Annotated in this window: 21 protein-coding genes; 20 read left to right on the forward strand and 1 reads right to left on the reverse strand. The window is 21.9% G+C overall.

The genetic code is table 4. The annotated features are described in order from the left end of the window. Positions 1 to 5: 5 nt before the first annotated feature. From ACQH25_RS02180 to ACQH25_RS02230, 11 genes are all read left to right on the forward strand, one after another. Positions 6 to 1,076 (forward strand): hypothetical protein, encoded by a 1,071-nt coding sequence (locus ACQH25_RS02180; protein ID WP_425381604.1) that lies wholly within the window; start codon positions 6 to 8, stop codon positions 1,074 to 1,076. Positions 1,077 to 1,535: 459 nt separating this feature from the next. Then, entirely contained in the window at positions 1,536 to 1,751 is a 216-nt protein-coding gene (locus ACQH25_RS02185) for a hypothetical protein (protein WP_425381605.1), read from the forward strand. A 52-nt stretch (positions 1,752 to 1,803) separates the two neighbouring features. After that, positions 1,804 to 3,891 (forward strand): cysteine peptidase family C39 domain-containing protein, encoded by a 2,088-nt coding sequence (locus ACQH25_RS02190; RefSeq protein ID WP_425381606.1) that lies wholly within the window; start codon positions 1,804 to 1,806, stop codon positions 3,889 to 3,891. After that, entirely contained in the window at positions 3,891 to 4,292 is a 402-nt protein-coding gene (locus ACQH25_RS02195) for a hypothetical protein (protein WP_425381607.1), read from the forward strand. Before ACQH25_RS02190 ends, ACQH25_RS02195 begins: the two co-directional genes overlap by 1 nt. A gap of 46 nt (positions 4,293 to 4,338) precedes the next feature. Next, positions 4,339 to 4,806 carry an rRNA maturation RNase YbeY gene (gene ybeY, locus ACQH25_RS02200; protein WP_425381608.1) on the forward strand — a complete coding sequence of 156 codons (468 nt, stop codon included), beginning with the start codon at positions 4,339 to 4,341 and terminating at the stop codon, positions 4,804 to 4,806. An 11-nt stretch (positions 4,807 to 4,817) separates the two neighbouring features. Then, complete coding sequence (cdd, locus tag ACQH25_RS02205) at positions 4,818 to 5,252, forward strand: cytidine deaminase (RefSeq protein ID WP_425381609.1); 435 nt, start codon at positions 4,818 to 4,820, stop codon at positions 5,250 to 5,252. Next, the gene (gene era, locus ACQH25_RS02210; RefSeq protein ID WP_425381610.1) at positions 5,253 to 6,152 is read left to right on the forward strand and encodes a GTPase Era; all 900 of its coding nucleotides are present in this window, start codon (positions 5,253 to 5,255) and stop codon (positions 6,150 to 6,152) included. 3 nt (positions 6,153 to 6,155) lie between these two features. After that, positions 6,156 to 6,833 (forward strand): DNA repair protein RecO C-terminal domain-containing protein, encoded by a 678-nt coding sequence (locus ACQH25_RS02215; protein WP_425381611.1) that lies wholly within the window; start codon positions 6,156 to 6,158, stop codon positions 6,831 to 6,833. Between the two features lie 272 nt (positions 6,834 to 7,105). Next, on the forward strand, positions 7,106 to 8,521 hold the full coding sequence (locus ACQH25_RS02220) for a glycine--tRNA ligase (RefSeq protein WP_425381612.1): 1,416 nt from the start codon (positions 7,106 to 7,108) through the stop codon (positions 8,519 to 8,521). Positions 8,522 to 8,536: 15 nt separating this feature from the next. Beyond that, on the forward strand, positions 8,537 to 10,309 hold the full coding sequence (gene dnaG, locus ACQH25_RS02225; RefSeq protein WP_425381613.1) for a DNA primase: 1,773 nt from the start codon (positions 8,537 to 8,539) through the stop codon (positions 10,307 to 10,309). Positions 10,310 to 10,341: 32 nt separating this feature from the next. Then, positions 10,342 to 11,694 carry a sigma-70 family RNA polymerase sigma factor gene (locus ACQH25_RS02230; RefSeq protein ID WP_425381614.1) on the forward strand — a complete coding sequence of 451 codons (1,353 nt, stop codon included), beginning with the start codon at positions 10,342 to 10,344 and terminating at the stop codon, positions 11,692 to 11,694. A gap of 153 nt (positions 11,695 to 11,847) precedes the next feature. Here the strand turns inward: ACQH25_RS02230 and ACQH25_RS02235 are convergent, their stop codons facing one another. After that, positions 11,848 to 12,039 (reverse strand): hypothetical protein, encoded by a 192-nt coding sequence (locus ACQH25_RS02235; protein ID WP_425381615.1) that lies wholly within the window; start codon positions 12,037 to 12,039, stop codon positions 11,848 to 11,850. A 181-nt stretch (positions 12,040 to 12,220) separates the two neighbouring features. On the opposite strand from ACQH25_RS02235, the gene ACQH25_RS02240 reads away from it, so the two are divergent. The 9 genes from ACQH25_RS02240 (at position 12,221) to ACQH25_RS02280 (ending at position 18,754) form a co-directional block, all read left to right on the forward strand. After that, on the forward strand, positions 12,221 to 12,301 hold the full coding sequence (locus ACQH25_RS02240; protein WP_425381839.1) for a lipoprotein: 81 nt from the start codon (positions 12,221 to 12,223) through the stop codon (positions 12,299 to 12,301). Positions 12,302 to 12,394: 93 nt separating this feature from the next. Beyond that, a complete protein-coding gene (locus ACQH25_RS02245) occupies positions 12,395 to 12,997 on the forward strand; it encodes a hypothetical protein (protein ID WP_425381616.1) in 603 nt (200 codons plus the stop codon). Between the two features lie 206 nt (positions 12,998 to 13,203). Then, positions 13,204 to 14,037, forward strand: coding sequence for a replication initiation protein (locus ACQH25_RS02250; protein ID WP_425381617.1), 834 nt, complete (start codon positions 13,204 to 13,206; stop codon positions 14,035 to 14,037). 195 nt (positions 14,038 to 14,232) lie between these two features. After that, positions 14,233 to 14,952 carry a DNA-methyltransferase gene (locus ACQH25_RS02255; RefSeq protein WP_425381840.1) on the forward strand — a complete coding sequence of 240 codons (720 nt, stop codon included), beginning with the start codon at positions 14,233 to 14,235 and terminating at the stop codon, positions 14,950 to 14,952. Next, on the forward strand, positions 14,945 to 15,499 hold the full coding sequence (locus ACQH25_RS02260) for a hypothetical protein (protein WP_425381618.1): 555 nt from the start codon (positions 14,945 to 14,947) through the stop codon (positions 15,497 to 15,499). Before ACQH25_RS02255 ends, ACQH25_RS02260 begins: the two co-directional genes overlap by 8 nt. Before the next feature lie 716 nt (positions 15,500 to 16,215). Continuing rightward, positions 16,216 to 16,989, forward strand: coding sequence for a Nif3-like dinuclear metal center hexameric protein (locus tag ACQH25_RS02265; RefSeq protein ID WP_425381619.1), 774 nt, complete (start codon positions 16,216 to 16,218; stop codon positions 16,987 to 16,989). A 67-nt stretch (positions 16,990 to 17,056) separates the two neighbouring features. After that, positions 17,057 to 17,293 (forward strand): hypothetical protein, encoded by a 237-nt coding sequence (locus ACQH25_RS02270; RefSeq protein ID WP_425381620.1) that lies wholly within the window; start codon positions 17,057 to 17,059, stop codon positions 17,291 to 17,293. 31 nt (positions 17,294 to 17,324) lie between these two features. Then, positions 17,325 to 18,014, forward strand: a complete 690-nt coding sequence (radC, locus tag ACQH25_RS02275) for a RadC family protein (RefSeq protein WP_425381621.1) — start codon at positions 17,325 to 17,327, stop codon at positions 18,012 to 18,014. Between the two features lie 140 nt (positions 18,015 to 18,154). After that, entirely contained in the window at positions 18,155 to 18,754 is a 600-nt protein-coding gene (locus ACQH25_RS02280) for a LemA family protein (protein ID WP_425381622.1), read from the forward strand. Positions 18,755 to 18,893 lie beyond the last annotated feature (139 nt).

Genomic DNA, 18,893 nt, shown 5'->3' on the forward strand with positions numbered 1-18,893 from the left:
TAAAAATGGAAAAAAAATATCAAATAACATTTGCATCAGAATTATTTGAAAAACTTGAAACTGCGAGAAAAAGATATATGGATGAAAATGGTAAGCAAGGAATTCCTTATTTTAAAATAATTATTGAAAAAATAAAAGCAGTAAAAGCATTTAGTGATATTGCTAATCTTAAAAAGGATCTTGAAAAATATGATAAAGCATGTCGACTTAATAATAAATATAACAATAAAGAAATTAACCCGATACTTTCTTTATTTACAACAGCCCTTAATTTTTTAAACCATCAGAAAGATGATTGAAGATTTAAAGCAAATTTAAAAACTATTGCTGATTATGATTTAAGTAAAGTTAAACTAACTAAAGAAGATGAATTATCGTTTTCAGGTTCAAAATCTAATTTAATTACTTTAAATTCAAATTCTATCTCTGTAACTTCTTTAAAAGTTGAATCAGATAAAATTGAATCAGATTCAGATAATAATTCATTAATTTCTTTAATAAATAATGAAAAAGATATTACAATATTAGAACCAATATTTGAAGAAAAAATAAAAGAAATAGCAATAAAATTAAAAAATATTTTTAATGAAAAAATTCAAATGTTAGAACAAGAAAAAAAAGCATCACAATTAGCAAAAATTACTAAGAAAGAAGTAGAATTTCAAAAGAAACTAAATGAAATTAGAAACAAAAAAATAGAAATTTTCACAAAAGATATTCGTATTGATTTAATTGTTAAAGTTAATTTATCAGAATTAATTAAAAATGCAAGAAAATGATGACATTGACCGCTTAAATTTTTTACATGTGGAATGTGAGAAAGCAAAGAAATTAGAAAAATTAATGAAGACTATATTTCTGGAAAATTTCACAAAAAATTAATTACTGAAAAAAGAAAGGATTTAATAAATATATATAATAATATTACTGATTTATCATGTAAAATTAATGAGTATAAAACAAATCATAATGATAAGTTTTTATTTTCTTCAGTTAATAATCTTGATAACAATAGTTCACCAAGTCTAATATCACAAAATAAATCAGTATCAGCACCTAATATACCCCTGTGTTAATCTTTTGAAAGTATGAATATTTTACTTTTTATTAAATTCCTTAAAACTATAAGATTAGATGAGAATATTTTAGTTTAAATTATATAATTATCGATTAATCTTTTTATTTGTAAAATATAAATCAATAGTAGTTACTTTTATTAGTTATCGAGTGAAAATTTCCCAAAATAAATTATTTTGGGAAATTAAACTATTTAATGTTTACTAATAAATTATTGATTTGTTTTTTATCTAATAAAGCAAACAAAATATTTTCTTTATTAAAAAGCAGCAATTATTAAAATATGATAAAATTATTTCACAATACTAAATTGAGCTTAGTAAGTTTAATTTTTTGTAAAGATAACTTTATTTTTAGTTTTTTTAAAATAAAAATTTAATATTATACAAAAAATATTGATAATTTTTTAATTTGCTAATATAATTGTTAAAGTAAAATAAAAATAGGAGCTGACATGAATGCATTCAGTGAAAAAGTCACTATCATCAGACAACAAGGAAAGCGAAGAACGAGCAAGTAATGAACAGGAGTTTCAACGTCTTTTAAAAGGTTTTAGTAAAAAAGCTCAAGAAACTAAAAGAGCAGAAAAGAGACATAAACATTTTCTTTCTGCACGTGATGAAAAACGCGAAAAACAAAGTGCCGCTGCCAAAAAGAAAAAACATCGCAAGTAATAAAGAGGAAAAAATGGTAATCATCGTTAATTATTATTGGCGGTGATTTTTTATGAAATATCCTTTTGTACAGCAAGAAACAGAAAATGATTGTGGTTTGGCATGTCTTGCTATGATATATAGATTTTATTTTAAGAAAAAATTATTAATTAATGAATTAAAAAAAGAAGTAATCTTAACGAGATTGGGAATTAGTGTTTTAGAGTTAAAACAATTAGCTATTAAGTATAATTTATTATTAGAAAGTTATAATATTAATTTTAAGTGATTAAAATCATTAGTAATTACTAAACCATTAATTATTCAAATATATAATTCTAATGTAGGATTTCATTTTGTAATTATTTACAAGAAGAAAAAAAATAAATGACTAGTTGCAAACCCCGAAAATATTGAAGTGAGTTGAAGCAATATTGAAGATTTTACAACTGTTTTTACAAATATTGTTATTTCAACTAATATAATAAATAATATTAATATTATTAATAATAAAAAAACTGCCAATCGAATTAAGAGTTTTTCACCATTTTTAGTTCCAAATTATATATATTATTCATTAGTTATTATAATTAATAATTTATTGTTGGTTACTACTTTTTTTATGGCTCAAGTATTTTATAAACATTTTATTAAGCAAGTTATTTTAAATAATAGTTTACAATTAGCAATCATTTTATTATTAAGTTTCTTTTTTATTAATTTAATAAAAATTTTAATAGAATTTATTTTAAATAAAATATGTCAAAAATTTTACTTTAATTTTAATAATTTTTTAGTGGATTTATTTCACAAAAAATGATTTACCAGTAGACCAATGCAATTACAAAAATATAACGACAGTGTTTTTTTACAAATATATCAAGATATTAGTAATATCTCAACTATGTTTTGCCACAATAGTTTAGAAATAATTATTAATTTTATTACTGCTATTATTGTTAGTATAGTTTTAATTAAAATTCATTTTCTAATTTGATTAGTAAACTTATTAAATGGCTTTATAACATTATTAATTAATTTTATAATAATGTTATGAAAAAAACCATTAGTAAAAAAAGAATTAGTTTCTAAATTAGATTTACATCAACAGGTAATTTTAAGTCAAAAAAGTTTCGAAGATGCTTATTTTCGTAATTTACAAGATCACCTTAAAAAGATATTAATTAAAAAATTTAATACTCATGTTACTAACTATTGACGATTAAATAATTTAATTATTAATAATAGTTCATTAATAGCTTTTGTTAAAAATATTATTAGTTTTATTACTATATATTTATCATTAATATTAATTTTTAATAGTAAAATTAATTTATCACAATTAATATTTATTACTAGTATTAGTATTTATATTAATTCATTTTTTCAAAACATTGGTAATGTTCTTATTTTTTTTCCAGTTTTTATTAAATCATTTCATAAATTCAATAATTTTATTAGTATTAAATTACAATATCAGAGTAAAGAAAAATCTTTTTTAAAGTTAATTAATCAAATGGTAATTAAAAACTGTCATTTTAAATTAACTAATAAAGTGATTTTTAATGATTTAAACTTAACATTTAAAGAAAATAATATTATTATTGGCACTTCTGGTATTGGTAAAACATCGTTACTATTATTAATAGCAAAAAAATATTTACCTTTAAAAGGTAAAATTTTAATTAATAATGAAATTAATTTAGATAGCATTACATATTATTCTTGACAAAAAATTTGTGTTTATATAAATTCAAATTCTATCATTCATGAAGGAACAGTTTTAGAAAATATTTTATCATTTAATAGTATAGAAGAAAAATTAATAAATTTTCAAAGTTTAAGATTTGATGATATTTTAATTAATTTAGATTTAACACCATTTTATTATTGTCAAGAGTATGGTAGTAATCTTAGTCAAGGACAAAGACAAGTAATTATTTTTTTAAGTTTATTTTTTTATGATTGAAAAGTAATTTTATTGGATGAAATTTTAAGTAATATTAACAATAATTTAAAAATAAGGTTAATAACTTTATTATTAGATTATTGTCAAAAAGCAATTATTATTTATGCAGGTCATGATTTAACACTATTAAAATTATTTAAAAATGTCATTAATTTAGATAATTATAAAAATATAATAGGTAGTGATAAATAATGAGTTTATTCAAAAAAAATAATTATTTATTAGGAACTAGTTCTATTTTTCTTTTTATATTATTGTTATTAACTTTAAATATATTTAAAATTCCACGTGTTTATTCTGTTAATGGTCAAACCATTTTTATTAGTGATACAAGATATGAAAATAAAGGATATTTTGTTTATGCATTAGATTTAAAAAGAGAAGAGTTTTTAAAGTTTAATTCTTATAATCAAATTACTATTTTTTTCACTATTGATAAATGTTATTTAACGATTTTTTTTCCAAAATGAAATAATAATCAACTTTTAATTGATCAAAATATTAATGCTAATACATATTTGAATCAAATAGTGGTGATAATTATTGGTAAAGAAAGTTTATTAACATTTATTTGAAATAATATTACAACATAAATGTAAATATTGATATAATTTAAACAAAAAGAAGTTAGGGAGATCAATGTTAGCAAAAATTAATATTGTAAATATTTACAATGATGATAACTATGATATTAAAAATTTTAATATTTTATCAGAAAAAATTTTAAATGCAGTAGCTACCAAATTAAAGCAAGACAATAACTGATGTATTGCTGTTATCTTCAATGACGAACAAACTAGTCTTAAATTGAATAAATTGTATCGTCATAAAGATTATGTTCCTGATGTATTATCATTTGGAAATAATGATGATTTTCCAACCATTAATATTGATATTAGAGATTTAGGTGATATTTATATTTGTTATCCGAAAGCAGTAGCACAAGCACAAACATATCAACATAGTTTAATGAGAGAATTATCATTTCTTTTTATTCACGGTTTACTTCATACTTTAGGATATGATCATCAAAATAGTATTGAGGAAAAAGTTATGTTTGATTTACAAGATGATATCTTAAATTCTCTCGGCATTACTAGAAAATAAGGAGTGATATAATGAAAAATGACCTAGATTTATTAGATTTATTAAAAAAGGCAAAATCATTACAAAAAAATGCTTATGCCCCTTATTCTTTATTTAGAGTTGCTGCATTAGTAACTTTAAAGAATAATAAAGAAATATTGGGAGTAAATATTGAAAATGCTGCTTATGCAGTATCTATTTGTGCTGAAAGAGTAGCATTATCACAAGTTTTTGCTCAAGGTTATACCAAAGAAGATATTGTTAGTTTATTTTTAATTACCGATAGTAAAACAATTGGAAGTCCATGTGGCCTGTGTCGTCAATTTATGATTGAAACTATGCCCGAAACATGTCCTGTTTATATTAGTAGTAAAAATGACAATAATGATCCTAAAATTATTCGTAAAGTATTAGTAAAAAACTTATTACCTTTAGCTTTTAAGCCAAATTCATTGAAAGGAAATTAAATGATGATTAATAATTTTAAATCTGGTTTTGTTAGTTTTATTGGTAGAAGTAATGTTGGAAAATCAACTTTATTAAATACTATTCTTCAAGAAAAAAAAGCAATTGTTTCTAATAAACCACAAACAACTAGAAATCAAATTCAAGGTATTTATAATAGTGATGATATGCAAATTATTTTTTTTGATACTCCTGGCATTCATAAGCATAATAATCAACTTGGACGAATGATGAATCGAAATGCTAATCGTGCAACTAAAGAAACTAATATTATTTGTTTACTAGCACCATGTAATGAATACATTGGAACTGGTGATAAATATATTATTAAATTATTATCTGAAAGAATAGGTACAGCTATTTTACTATTATTAACTAAGGTTGATTTAGTTACAAAAGAAAAACTAGTCGATAAAATTAATGAGTGAAAAGATTTATTACCCTTCAAAGAAATCATTCCCATTTCTGCTGTCAAAGCAATCAATTTAGATATATTATTGAAGAAATTATATGAGTATTTACCAATCGGTGAAAAAAATTATTTTCTAGAAAATAATGATGATGGTGCAGATAATATTTTAATTAAGGAGATTATTCGTGAAAAAATATTAAATTTGACAGAAGAAGAAATTCCTTATAGTGTAGCAGTATTAATTGAAAATATCAATTATAATCCAAATACTAATATTACTAATATTAATGCTGTTATTGTTGTTGAACGAGAATCACAAAAAGGAATTATTATTGGTAAGGGAGGTAGTATGATTAAAGAAATTGGTATAAGGGCTAGAGCAGATTTAGAAAGTATTTTTGATTCACATATTATCTTAAAAACTTTTGTCAAAGTAATACCAGATTGGAGAAATAATCCTAGAAGATTAAAAGAATTAGGATATAGTTAAAATATGTTTAATATTGACACAGGTTTAATTTTAAATATTAACTACATTAAAACAAGTAATAATGTTACTATCTTAACATCAAAATATGGAATTAAAATAGTTTCTTTGTCAGAAATAAAAACTAAATTAAATAAATATAATATTTTAGACTGTTGAATTTTTATTTTTAATAAAAATTGATGTGTTCCATATCAAAAAGTAAAGAGTTTTAATGTTTTAAATAAAAAGAGTTATTATTTAATTAGAAGTTTTAATAAGATAATGATTAATTATTTAGAAAAAGATAATTATAATGATAAAAGAATTTTTAGTTTTTTATTTAATTTATATGAACAGTTAATAATAAATTCTAATTTTAAAAAAATTTATGTTTTTTTCTTATTTCATAGTTTAATATTTCAGGGAATTCAATTTAATTTTACTAGCTGTATTAATTGTAATCAAATAATTAACTTGTATTTAGTTAAATATGATTTAGGTGGTATTGTTTGTAAAAATTGTTCTTTAGAATTATACATTAATAGTTTTGATATTATTTTATTTAAAAAGTTATATCAACTTCATTTATTGAATTATCAAGATATTAATAAATGAGAAGTTGCACCAGTAGAAATTAATAAAATTATTAATATTTTAGAAAATCACTGTTATAAATATAATAATAAATTAATATTTATATAATTGTTTCATTTTATTTTGTTAATGAGTGATTATTAATTTTTAATTGATGATAACGTGTTATTGATTATCTAAAAATGCTATAATTAAAAAGATTAATATAAAATATAAATTAATTATTTATAAATTTATTCACTTTTTTCTTTTTAAAGATAACACTGATAATAGGTTGACAAAACGTATCTATCAACTTATTATTAACAAGATTATTCTTTTAGAAACTTCTGTTATGTATCGTTGAAGAGTATAAAATATTTATGATTGATGGAGGGGCAATGATTAATAAAATTATTAATGATAAATCAATGAAGGAAATAATTACTCATTTAAAAGAAAATGGTTTTATTTTTCAAGGATCAGAAATTTATTCGGGACTTGCTAATAGTTGGGATTATGGACCACTAGGTGTGTTACTTAAAAACAATATCAAAAAAAGATGATGAGTTTTTTTTGTTGAAAAAAATCCATATAATGTTGGTTTAGATAGTTCAATTATTATGAAATCTAAAGTTTGAGAAGCTTCAGGTCATTTAAGTAATTTTAGTGATCCATTAATTGATTGTAAACAATGTAAATCTCGGTTTCGAGTTGATAATTTAATTAATTATTATTTTCCAAATATTGAGTGTGACAATTGAACTAATGAAAAATTAGAAATATATATTAATGAAAATCATATTAAATGTATTAAGTGTAATAGTGAAGATTGAACTAAAATTAGACAATTTCAATTAATGTTTGAAACATATCAAGGGGTATTAAAAGAAGAAAAAAATAAAATTTATTTAAGACCTGAAACTGCACAAGGGATATTTATCAACTTTAATAATGTAAAAAATAGTTGCAATAAAAAAGTACCTTTTGGTATCGGTCAAATTGGTAAGAGTTTTAGAAATGAAATAACTCCTAGTAATTTTATTTTTCGTACTAGAGAATTTGAACAAATGGAATTAGAATTTTTCTTTGTCCCAAAAGATAAAGATGATAATACTTGATTTAATTATTGAGTTGATCAATGTAAGCAATTTCTTTCGTTAATAGGTTTACTAAATTCAAAAAATATAAAATTTAAAAATCATGACCAAAACCAGTTAGCACATTATGCACTGGCAACTACTGATATTGAATATAATTTTCCTTTTGGTATGAGTGAACTCTGTGGTATATCTAATCGTGGTACTTATGATTTATTAAAACATAGTGAAACTTCTGGTGTAAATTTTGCAGTTCAAGATCCTAATGTCACAATAAAACGAATGGTTATTCCTGCAGTCATTGAACCATCAATTGGTGTTGAAAGACTTTTATTAGCGCTAATTTGTGAAGCATTTACTAAAGAAATTTTAAAAGATGGTAAAGCACGATTAGTATTAAAATTAAATAAAAACATTTGTCCTTATCAAGTGGCTGTTTTATCTTTAAATAAGACAAAATTAGGTGATAAAGCATATGAAATTTTTGAAATGTTAAATAAAACGCAATTAAGAGTAATCTATGAAGCATCATCTAGCGTTGGTAAGTCTTATCGTTATCAAGATGGTATTGGAACTATGTATTGTGTGACAATTGATTATGATACAAAAACTAAGGGTACTGTTACTATTAGAGATCGTGATACTACCAAGCAAGTTATAGTTAAAATTGATCAACTTAAAAAATATTTATATGATAAATTAGACATTACTTGTTAGAATTGTGTGATAAATATGGATATCGAGTTTAATAAAAAAATTAATGAAGTTAAAGCAAAAATTAATATTATCGAAGTTATCGGTAAATATTTAAATTTAATCCGTAAAGGTAATAATTTTTGAGCTGTTTGTCCTTTTCATGAAGATTCTACTCCTTCATTATCAATTTCACAAGAAAAACAGATTTATAAATGTTTTTCTTGTGGTGAACAAGGAAACGTTTTTATTTTTTTACAAAAATATAAAAATATTAACTTTATTAATGCTCTTAGAGAAGCAGCTGATAATGTTAATTTAGATTTAAAAGATTTTAATATTAATTTATCTGAACTTAATATTGAGCGTAAAAAAAATCCATTAAAAATTTTAAATAATATGGCAATGACTTTTTTTAGTTATCAATTACTAACTGATATTGGTCAAGAGGCAAAGAAATATTTGCACAATCGTAATATTACTGCTGAAAATATTAAAGATTTTAATATTGGTTATGCACCTAGTAATAATGAGTTAATAGACTATCTTCATGCGCAAGGTTATAAAGATGATATTGAACTTGTGAAATTGGGTCTTGCAAAAATTAACAATAAAGATCAACTTCACACTGCTTTTTCAAATCGAATTATATTTGCTATTAAGGATGAAGAAGAAGATTGCGTTGGTTTTTCAGCAAGAAATTACAATAGTGAAGATAAAAGTTATAAATATATTAATAGTCCAGAAACAAGTTTTTTTAAGAAAAGCAAAATTTTATATAATTTTAATAATGTTAAAAAATATATTAAAAAAAATGATACCATTTACTTAACTGAGGGGTTTATGGATGTTATTGCTTTACATAATCAAAATATTAAAAATGTTGTTGCTTTAATGGGAACAAATTTAACAAAAGAGCATATTTTCCTTTTAAAAAAAGTTACTAATAACGTTGTTATTTTTTTAGATGGTGATTTACCTGGAAAAATTGCAACTTTAAAAATTGCCAATACATTATTAGCAAATGATTTTAAGGTGCAAATCATTAATAATGATACTAAATATGATCCTGATGAACTAATAAATAAATTTCTACAGCAATTTCATGACATTTTTAAAAAAACTATTCATCCTTTTCAGTTTGCAATTAATTTATCATTAACTAAGTATGATATTCAAAAAGATAGTTATGAACTTAATGAATTTTTAAAATCTTTAATTCCAATATGAACAAAAATCAATGATGTTGTTACTAAAAAATTTTATTTAAATATGTTAGCAAAAATAACTAATTTGGCTATTGATGATTTAAGTGAAATTTTAAATCGTGAAAAAAATAGTAATTTAATAATTTCTAATAAAAGTGAAACAAAAATAGAAGTAAAAAATATTTTTCTTGAGGCACAAGAAGAATTGTTTTTTTTAGTAATGTTGTCAAAAGATGTTTATTTATTTTTAGAAAAGGAAAAATTTATTTTTCCTAATCAAGATTTCATGAATTTATATTTTTTAATTAGTCAAAAATATCAAGATAATGAAATTGAAAAAATTGATTTTACTTTAATTTTAGAAGAATTGCAAGGTAATTCATTATTAAAAATTTTACAAAAGCTTATTGATAAGTATAAAAATAAAAAATTTGATTTAAAACCACAAATTATTGCTGATTATTTAAGAATTATAAATAATCAACTTGTTGACTATCAAATAAAAATAATAAATGATAAGTTAAAATCTGAAAAAAAACTTGAAAAAAAAATAGTTTTCTTAAAAGAAATATCAATGTTGAAAACTAAGATCAAACAAAAATAAGTATAAAGAAAATTAAGGATAAGGTGAAAAATATGGCTGCTGTACAACAAAAAAATAAAGTAAAAAAAATTTTAACTTTAGAAGAAATAGAACATAATTTAATTGCAAAATTAGAAAAAAATCAAACAAAAGAATTAAAACAAGAAGATGTTATTAAAGAATTAGCACATTTAAAATTAGATGATGATGCTATTGAAGAAATTTTTGATCGGTTAGAAAAAGAGGGCGTAATTTTCACTGATATTTTAATGGATGAAGTTGATGATGCTGCTAGTTTAATTGATATTGATGATGAGCAATTACCTGAAGATTTAGATATTGATATTTTAGTCAGTGATTTAAATTTTAAAAATACAATGGGTATTTCTAATGACACTAGAAGAAAAGATGGCATTAAATCTTATTTTAATATTTTAGGAACAAGTCAAATTTTAAGTCAAGTTGAAGAAATTAAATATGCTAAAATGTTAGAATCAAAAGATATAGAAGAAAAAACATATGGTCGTGAACAATTAATTAAATCGAATTTAAAATTAGTAGTTTCTGTTGCTAGAAAACATTTAAATCGTGGTTTAGACTTTGCTGATTTAATTGAAGAAGGTAATATTGGTTTAATTAAGGCGGTTGATAAATTTGATTATCGTCGTGGTTTTAAGTTTTCAACATATGCCACTTGATGAATTAGACAATCAATTACTCGAAGTTTAGCTGATCAAGGTAAAATGGTTCGAGTTCCTGTTCATATGATTGAAAGAATTAATAAATTAACAAGAATTGAAAGAAACCTAACACAAGAATTAGGTCGTGATCCTACTCATGAAGAAATTGCTAATAAAATGGGTCAAAATATGACAGCTGATCGTGTTCGTGAAATTAAAAAACTAGCTATTGAACCAGTATCTTTAGAAAAACCAATTGGTGAAGAAGATGATACCCATTTTGGCGATTTTATTAAAGATAAAAATATGTTATCTCCTGATGAATACGCTGAACGACATTGATTAAGAGAACAATTAGATCGTGTCTTTGCTGAAGTATTAACAAAACGAGAAGAGAAAGTTATTAGAATGCGTTTTGGCATTTTGCCAACAAAATTAAGAAGATTATTAGAACTTTGTGAAGATGAAAAAGAAATTAATGAATTAAAAACAGTAGTTAATAATTTACAACTACACTATGACACTAGTTTAGATAAAACAGAATTACTATGTGATAAAGTTGTTCATCGTCATATTACTAAATATGACTCTCCAAAAACTTTAGAAGAAGTTGGTAAAGAATTTATTGTAACAAGAGAAAGAATTAGACAAATTGAAGCCAAAGCAATTAGGAAATTAAAACATCCATCTAAATCTAAACATATTAAAGAGTTTTATAAAGGGTAAATATAGTGATAATAATTATTTTAATTCATAAAATAGTATTAATTTTATGAATTAAAATTGATATTTAAAGTTAAAAATTTGGTAATTTATTACAATTATCAATTCCTGAACCAACGCTAAATTCATAGTGTTCTTTTATTTAGATACATTTCATTATGGAAATTCTTGATTAAATGATTTTGTAGCAGCAAATATATCTTTTGTACTTGTTATTTTTGCTGAGAATTTATTAGGTAGTTTTTCAATTATCTTTGGTATTTTAACACCTATAATTTCACCATTTTGTTTTTGGTAAAATCTAATTTGCACAATTTCTTCAATATTAAATCTATTAAGGTGTAGCATTTTCAGTTATTATTTTAGTAAATTTTTTTATGTAATTCAACAAAATATGTTTTAATATATATCTTAATTAATTAAGGTTTATTTTATTTGAATGTTATTTATAATAGTTTAAAACTAGTAATTAAAAATATTTTATAATGATTTTTAAGTAATAATTGAAAGATTGTGGGGTATTAAAATTATGAAAAAATTATTAAGTATTTTTACCATGACAGTTTTAACTCTAACAACAAGTACTAATATTATTGCATGTAATAGTTAGTAGTAAAATTTATAAATGTTTAGCAGGAGAAGATACTTTTCAAGAAATATTTGATTTTAATATAGGAAAATCAAATATTTTTGTTGAAACTATTTGAAGTATTTTATTGACAAAAATAATAATATTTATACTGGTTCTAGTAGTGGTAGAATATATAAATGTTTAGCAAATGAAACTGATTTTCATGAAATAACAAAGGTTCCAAAACCAATTTCATCAATTGTAATTGATAAAAATAATAATATTTTTCTTTTAAGTATAAATGTTAATTATGTTCGTGGAGAAGATATTGAAGTTTATAAATGTTTAGCAGGAGGAGATACTTGCAATAAAATTAAAATTATTAATAATGTTCTTTTTGGTAAGTTACTATTAGATAGTAATAATAATAATATTTATATGGGAATAACGAAAACAAATGATAAATGTGAAGTTTATAAATGTTTAGCAGGAGAAGGTATTTGCAATAAAATTAAAACTATTAATAATGCCCCCATTTCTGATTTTACTTTGGATAAGAATAATAATATTTATATTATTGATACTAGTAGTAGTGTTTATAAAATGTTATCAAATGATAAAAGTATTCATATTATTAATAATCAACTTTTCATAAGTAATAATACAATAATTATAGATCAAAAAAATAAAGTTTATATTTCTAATTCCGATTATGGAGTTTATGAAAGTGATTAATTATTTATTAATCATTTTTATTTTTTTATGTTTTTCACAATATAATTATTTAATATTATAAACATATATTTATATTCATTATATATTCGTTTATAGCATGAGTTAGACCAATGGTGAAGTATGAGTTATTTTAAAAAATATAATTATTTTCACTTCTAATTAAATTTATGTTAAAGTTTAATTAATAGAATATACGGAGGTTATTTATGAACACTAATCTTAAAAATCAATATAATGATTTAACTGTATATTATGCAAATAAACTTGCACGAAGTTATTATAAATTTAGTTTAGAAGAACAAAAAGTTTTACATTTGATTTTTGGTCAAATTAATCCTTATGGAAATAATCCAACAGTTTTTAAATTAAACAAATTAGAGTTTTTTAATAAATTAGAATTAGAGAGTCAAGATAGATATAATCGTTATCGTAGATTGGTTCGTGCTTTGATTAATAAAACTTTTTTTGAAATTAAAGATGAGCAAGGTGGAGAATTAATGGGGGTAGTGGTTTATTCTTCTTATTGAAAACCGAAAGAACCTTATTTTGAAGTTAGTTTAAATCCTAACTTTATGCCTTATTTAGAACAGTTGGTTAAAAATTATACAAAAATAAATTTAGATAGTGCTTTAAAATTAAAATCAAAATATAGTTTGTCCTTATATAAGTGATTATGTAGTTGGACTAATGAGAGTAAAAATCAAAATCAAAGATATATTACAACGAGAGATTTAAAAGAGTTATTAGGACTTTCTGTTGATGCTTATACTTATAGGGGTAATTTTAATCGTGCTGATTTTGAAAGAAGAACTATAAACCCAGCAATTAATGAAATTAATAATAAAACTAATTTAATGCAAGAGTTAAAAAAACAAAAAAAAGGAAATAAAATATTAAATTATGAATTTATTTGAATTCAAAAAGAAAATTCTAATTTAAAAAAGGAAAATCCAGTTGGTAAGTCTAAAAGTATTTTATCTAAGTCTAATTTATCAAAAAATGAAATAGAAAAAGTTTTACAAAATATTGATAGTCATTAATTTTAAAATAAAATTTTTATAGGCTTATTTAAATTATTGTGAAAAAATAGTTAGGTGTGTTAATAAATGGAAATTGTAAAAGAAAAAATAAAAAGTGTTAAAGATAATAAAGAAAGTTCATTTAAAATAAATAATTTAAATTTGAATAAAATTGATAATAAATTAAATCTTATTTTGGGAGATAGTTTTATTGAAATGTCAAAGTTAGAGAATCAATCAATTGATTTTATTTTTATTGATCCGCCTTATTTTTTATCAAATAATGGATATAGTGTTAATTCTGGTAAAAGAATTTCTGTAAATAAAGGTGAATGAGATAAAAGTAAGGGATTTATTGAAAATTATAATTTTCATTTAAAATGAATTAAGGAATGTCAAAGAGTTTTAAAATCAAATGGTACTTTAATAGTTAGTGGTACTTATCATTCAGTTTATATTTGTGGTTTTATTTTACAAGAATTAAATTTTCATATAATTAATGATATCTCTTGATATAAACCTAATTGTACACCTAATATTGGATGTAGAAATTTTACTGCTAGTCATGAAACATTAATATGGGCAAAAAAAAATAGTAAATCTAAGCATATTTTTAATTATAAGGATATGAAGTATTCTAAATGAGAAGAAGATAATTTTAAAAATGAAAATAAACAAATGCGTAGTGTTTGGGGAATATCTACTCCTAAACCAAATGAGAAACTTTATGGTAAACATCCTTCACAAAAACCATTAGATCTTTTAAAAAGAATTATTATTGCTTGTACTAATGAAAATGATATTGTTTTAGATCCATTTATGGGTAGTGGAACAACAGGGGTGGTGTGTAAATTGTATAATAGAAATTTTATAGGTATAGAGAATAATATTGAATATTTTAATTTAGCAAAAAAAAGATTGGATAATAATGGTTAAAAAAGGAATTGGTGGAGCAAATACGAAAACTGGTCTTGCTTTTGAAGGCGAAAAAGAATTATGTTCATTTTTTAAAAAACAAGAAAATTATGAAATTAAAAATATGTTTGGAGTTCATAATAAAAATAAAAATGATGCTTTTGAAGTACTTTATAAAGGAAAACATGTCGCTAATATTTTTAAAAAACATGCAATTTATGTTTATTTAAAAAAGTATCATAATTTAGATTGAAATCTTTTTTTGACAAAAAAATTGTTACCAGATGATAGTATTTTTGTATATAAAAATAATACTTTTTTTATTATTGAAATTAAAACGCAAAATGTTGTTGGAAGTGTTGATGAAAAATTGCAAACTTGTGATTTTAAAAGAAAACAATGACAAAAACTTTTGTCAATATTAAATTGTAAAGTAGAATATTGATATTTATTGAGTGAGTGATTTAAGAAACCAGAATATAAAGATACTTTAAACTATATAATAAATAGTAATTGTCGTTATTTTTTTGAGTATATACCTTTAAAAGAATTAAATTTGCCTTTATAAAATTTATTTTTTCCAAAATAGTTAAAAATAGTCATAATTTTATAATATATCTTTAATTAATTCATATTTGCTGTTTTTAGCGATGTTTTATTTTTGAATAGTTTTATAGATAAACGTATATTAATGGTGGGTGCCAACCAGAACCTTGGTTGATGGCACCGTGGTGGGGTGTAAACCCCACTTAGGGGTGTGCTACGAAGTAGCAAGGGGCAAGCCGCTATAAACTTGATAATTTATAATTTTTTTCAGTTAGTTGTTTATTTTTTCCATATTTATCAAGTTAAATAGTAGGTTGTTATGTTTTAGTTTTAATAATACTTTTAATATTATTTTTTTTGTAAACTTGTATGTAAAATATGATTTAAATTTGCTGTTGTTGTGGCAAGTGTTAAAACACTTAATGTTATTAGTAGTGGTTTCATTTTGCTTTTGTTTAATTAATTTCTTAATTTTTCATTTTTAAAATTTATCTTAGTAGTTTTTTATAAATTTTCTAATTAGAGATAGTTAATAACATAATTATTTTTTTCAATATTTATAAAAGTATATACAATAATTAATACGTGGTACAATATTATTATCTTTAAATTATTTAAAAATGTTGAAAGAGTTAATAGAACTTAGCAAATAAAAAAATAAATATCATTATGTAACAATTGAGTACGCTAATGAAATAGCTAGAAAGTATAAATTAACTTTAGAAGAATAAATTTACCATGTTAGCTATTGATAATATAATTAAAATTTTAGAAAAATCTTTTCCTTTATCTGATGCTTGTCAATGAGATTTTTCAGGGGTGCAAATTAAATCAAAAACAAAAAGTAATATTAATAAAATTTTAGTTTGTTTGGATATTACAAATGATGTTGTTGAAAGTGCTATTAATAATAATATTGAATTAATAATTTCTCATCATCCATTTCTTTTTGCTGAAGATATTAATCAAGCTAATATTTCAACTTGAAAGAAAGAATTATATAACAAAATATTAAAAGCAGATATTAATGTATATTCATTGCATACTAATTTTGATATATCATTAATGGGTATGAATGTATCAATGGCAAAAGCATTAAAAATAAAAAATATTAATTTTATTGATGAAGAAAAGTTAGCAGTTACTGGTAATTTTGATCAACAAATTTCATTACAAGATTTAATAAAGAAAATAAAAAAGTATTTTAATGTGACAAATATACAATTAGTTAATAATAAATTAACTGATGATATTGTAACTGTTGCTTTAGTAGCTGGTGCAGGTGGTAATATTATTAATAATTTACCTAGTAATATTGATTTATTGATTACTGGTGAGATGAAATGAAACTATATTATCGAGGCGAAAGACAAAAAAATTAATGTTATTTTGGTTGGCCATTATATGGAACAAAAATTTGTTGATTTTCTTGTTAACTTTTTTAATGAAAAATTATCAACACAAATTAAAGTTTTTAAATATAATTTAGTAAATCCTATTATATTTTTTTAAAATCATAAAAATCAAAAGAGGAAAAAACTATTTTTTAAATAAAAATACTTTTAGGAGGTTGATAAAAATGACTTTAGAAAATTTAAAACCAATGACTGATGAACAATGTCAAGCAGTTAGTGGTGGCTTTATTCAGTTTTTAATGGGTGCTATGTTAGTAGGAATTGCAGTCCCTGTTATTAAAAATTTATGAAATAGTGTTTCAGGAAGCATTAAATTACCAGGTGGTATTGAAAGTAAATGAGATAGTTCCAAAGATAGTAAAGAGTTAGCAAAGATTAAAGGAGAATTTAATAAATTTTAAGAAAAATTTGAACATTTAATACCCCCTTTTTATGAATTTTAAAAAACTTAATAATACAAAAAAACCAAGAGAAAAAGCGATTAAATATGGCTTTGATGCTCTTAGTGATAATGAATTATTAGCAATTATTTTACGAACAGGAACTAAAGAAAAAAATGTATTATTTTTAGCACAAGAAATAATTACTAATTTTAATGGTCTTGAAAATTTAAATAAAGTAACTATCAAATCGCTAATGAGCATTAAAGGCATTGGTATAAGTAAAGCGCTAGAAATTTTAAGTTGCTTGGAAATTGTAAAAAGAATAAGAATTATTGAGAGTCAAAAAAAATATTTTAAAATTCTTCTTCCAGAAGATGTTTTTAATTTAGTGAATGCATATTATCAAAATTTAACACAAGAGCATTTTTATTTATTATTATTAAATAATCAAAATAAATTAATTCATCAAAATTTATTATATAAAGGTACTAATGATACTATGAAAGTTGATATTAAGGATATGCTACATTTAGCACTTATTCATAAGTCAAATAAAGTAATTTGTATTCATAATCATCCTAGTGGCAATAGTGAACCTTCATTATCTGATTTGTATATTACTGAAGAAATTAAAAAAAATTTTCAAGTTTTTAATATTACATTAGTTGATCATATTATTATTGGTAAAGGTAACTATTTTAGTATTAATTTAAATAAAAAATATGATAAATTTAAATAAAAATTTAAAAAAATACATTACTTAAAATTAAAAATATAGTAGAATTAATATGGTTTAGTGTGTAAAAAATATGGAATTTAACTATGGACTAGTTATTAAAATAAGTTTGTTATTAGATATTAATAAGAAAGGAGAAAATTATGTCAACAATTAAGCCAAGCAATGAATCATTTACTGCTCAACCATCACTATTTGGAAAAATTATGGTTTATTCATCTTTTATTTTACTTTTTCCCATAATTTTATTTATTGTTTCTCGTAATAATTTTCTAAGATTACAACAATCAATTGAAGAAACTGCTTCTGATATTGATGTACAATTAAAACGCCGTTTTGATTTATTAACAAAATTACTAGATGCTACTAAAGGTTATATGAAATTTGAAAAAGGTACCTTAACAGATGTTGTATCATTACGAAGTGGAAAGATGGAAACAATGGGTGAACTTGCCAAAGCAGATAGTGGTCTTAATGCAGCTTTTGGTAAATTTAATGCTTTATTAGAAAACTATCCTGATTTAAAAGCAAATACTACTGTTTTACAATTACAATCAGGTGCCAAAGATTGTGAAGATAATATCGCTGCTGCTAGAAGATTTTATAATGCTAATGTTAAAGTATTTAATAGTAAAATTAAAACATTTCCAACTAATGTCGTAGCATCAACATTAAATTTAGTTTCAAAAGATTATTTTGTTGCAGCAGATGGTGATCGTCAAGATATTAAAATTGATTTATAAAATTAAATTTATTTTGATAATACATTAAAAATATTTGTTACTTAACCCTTTCTTTAGATTAAACATTTATGATTTTTTTAAAGAAAGGGTATTTTAATTAAATTAAGATATGAAAAATTTATTAGAATATTAATTATTT

The sequence above is a fragment of the Spiroplasma endosymbiont of Polydrusus pterygomalis genome (genome assembly GCF_964030825.1).
GTDB lineage: Bacteria > Bacillota_I > Bacilli_A > Mycoplasmatales > VBWQ01 > Spiroplasma_E.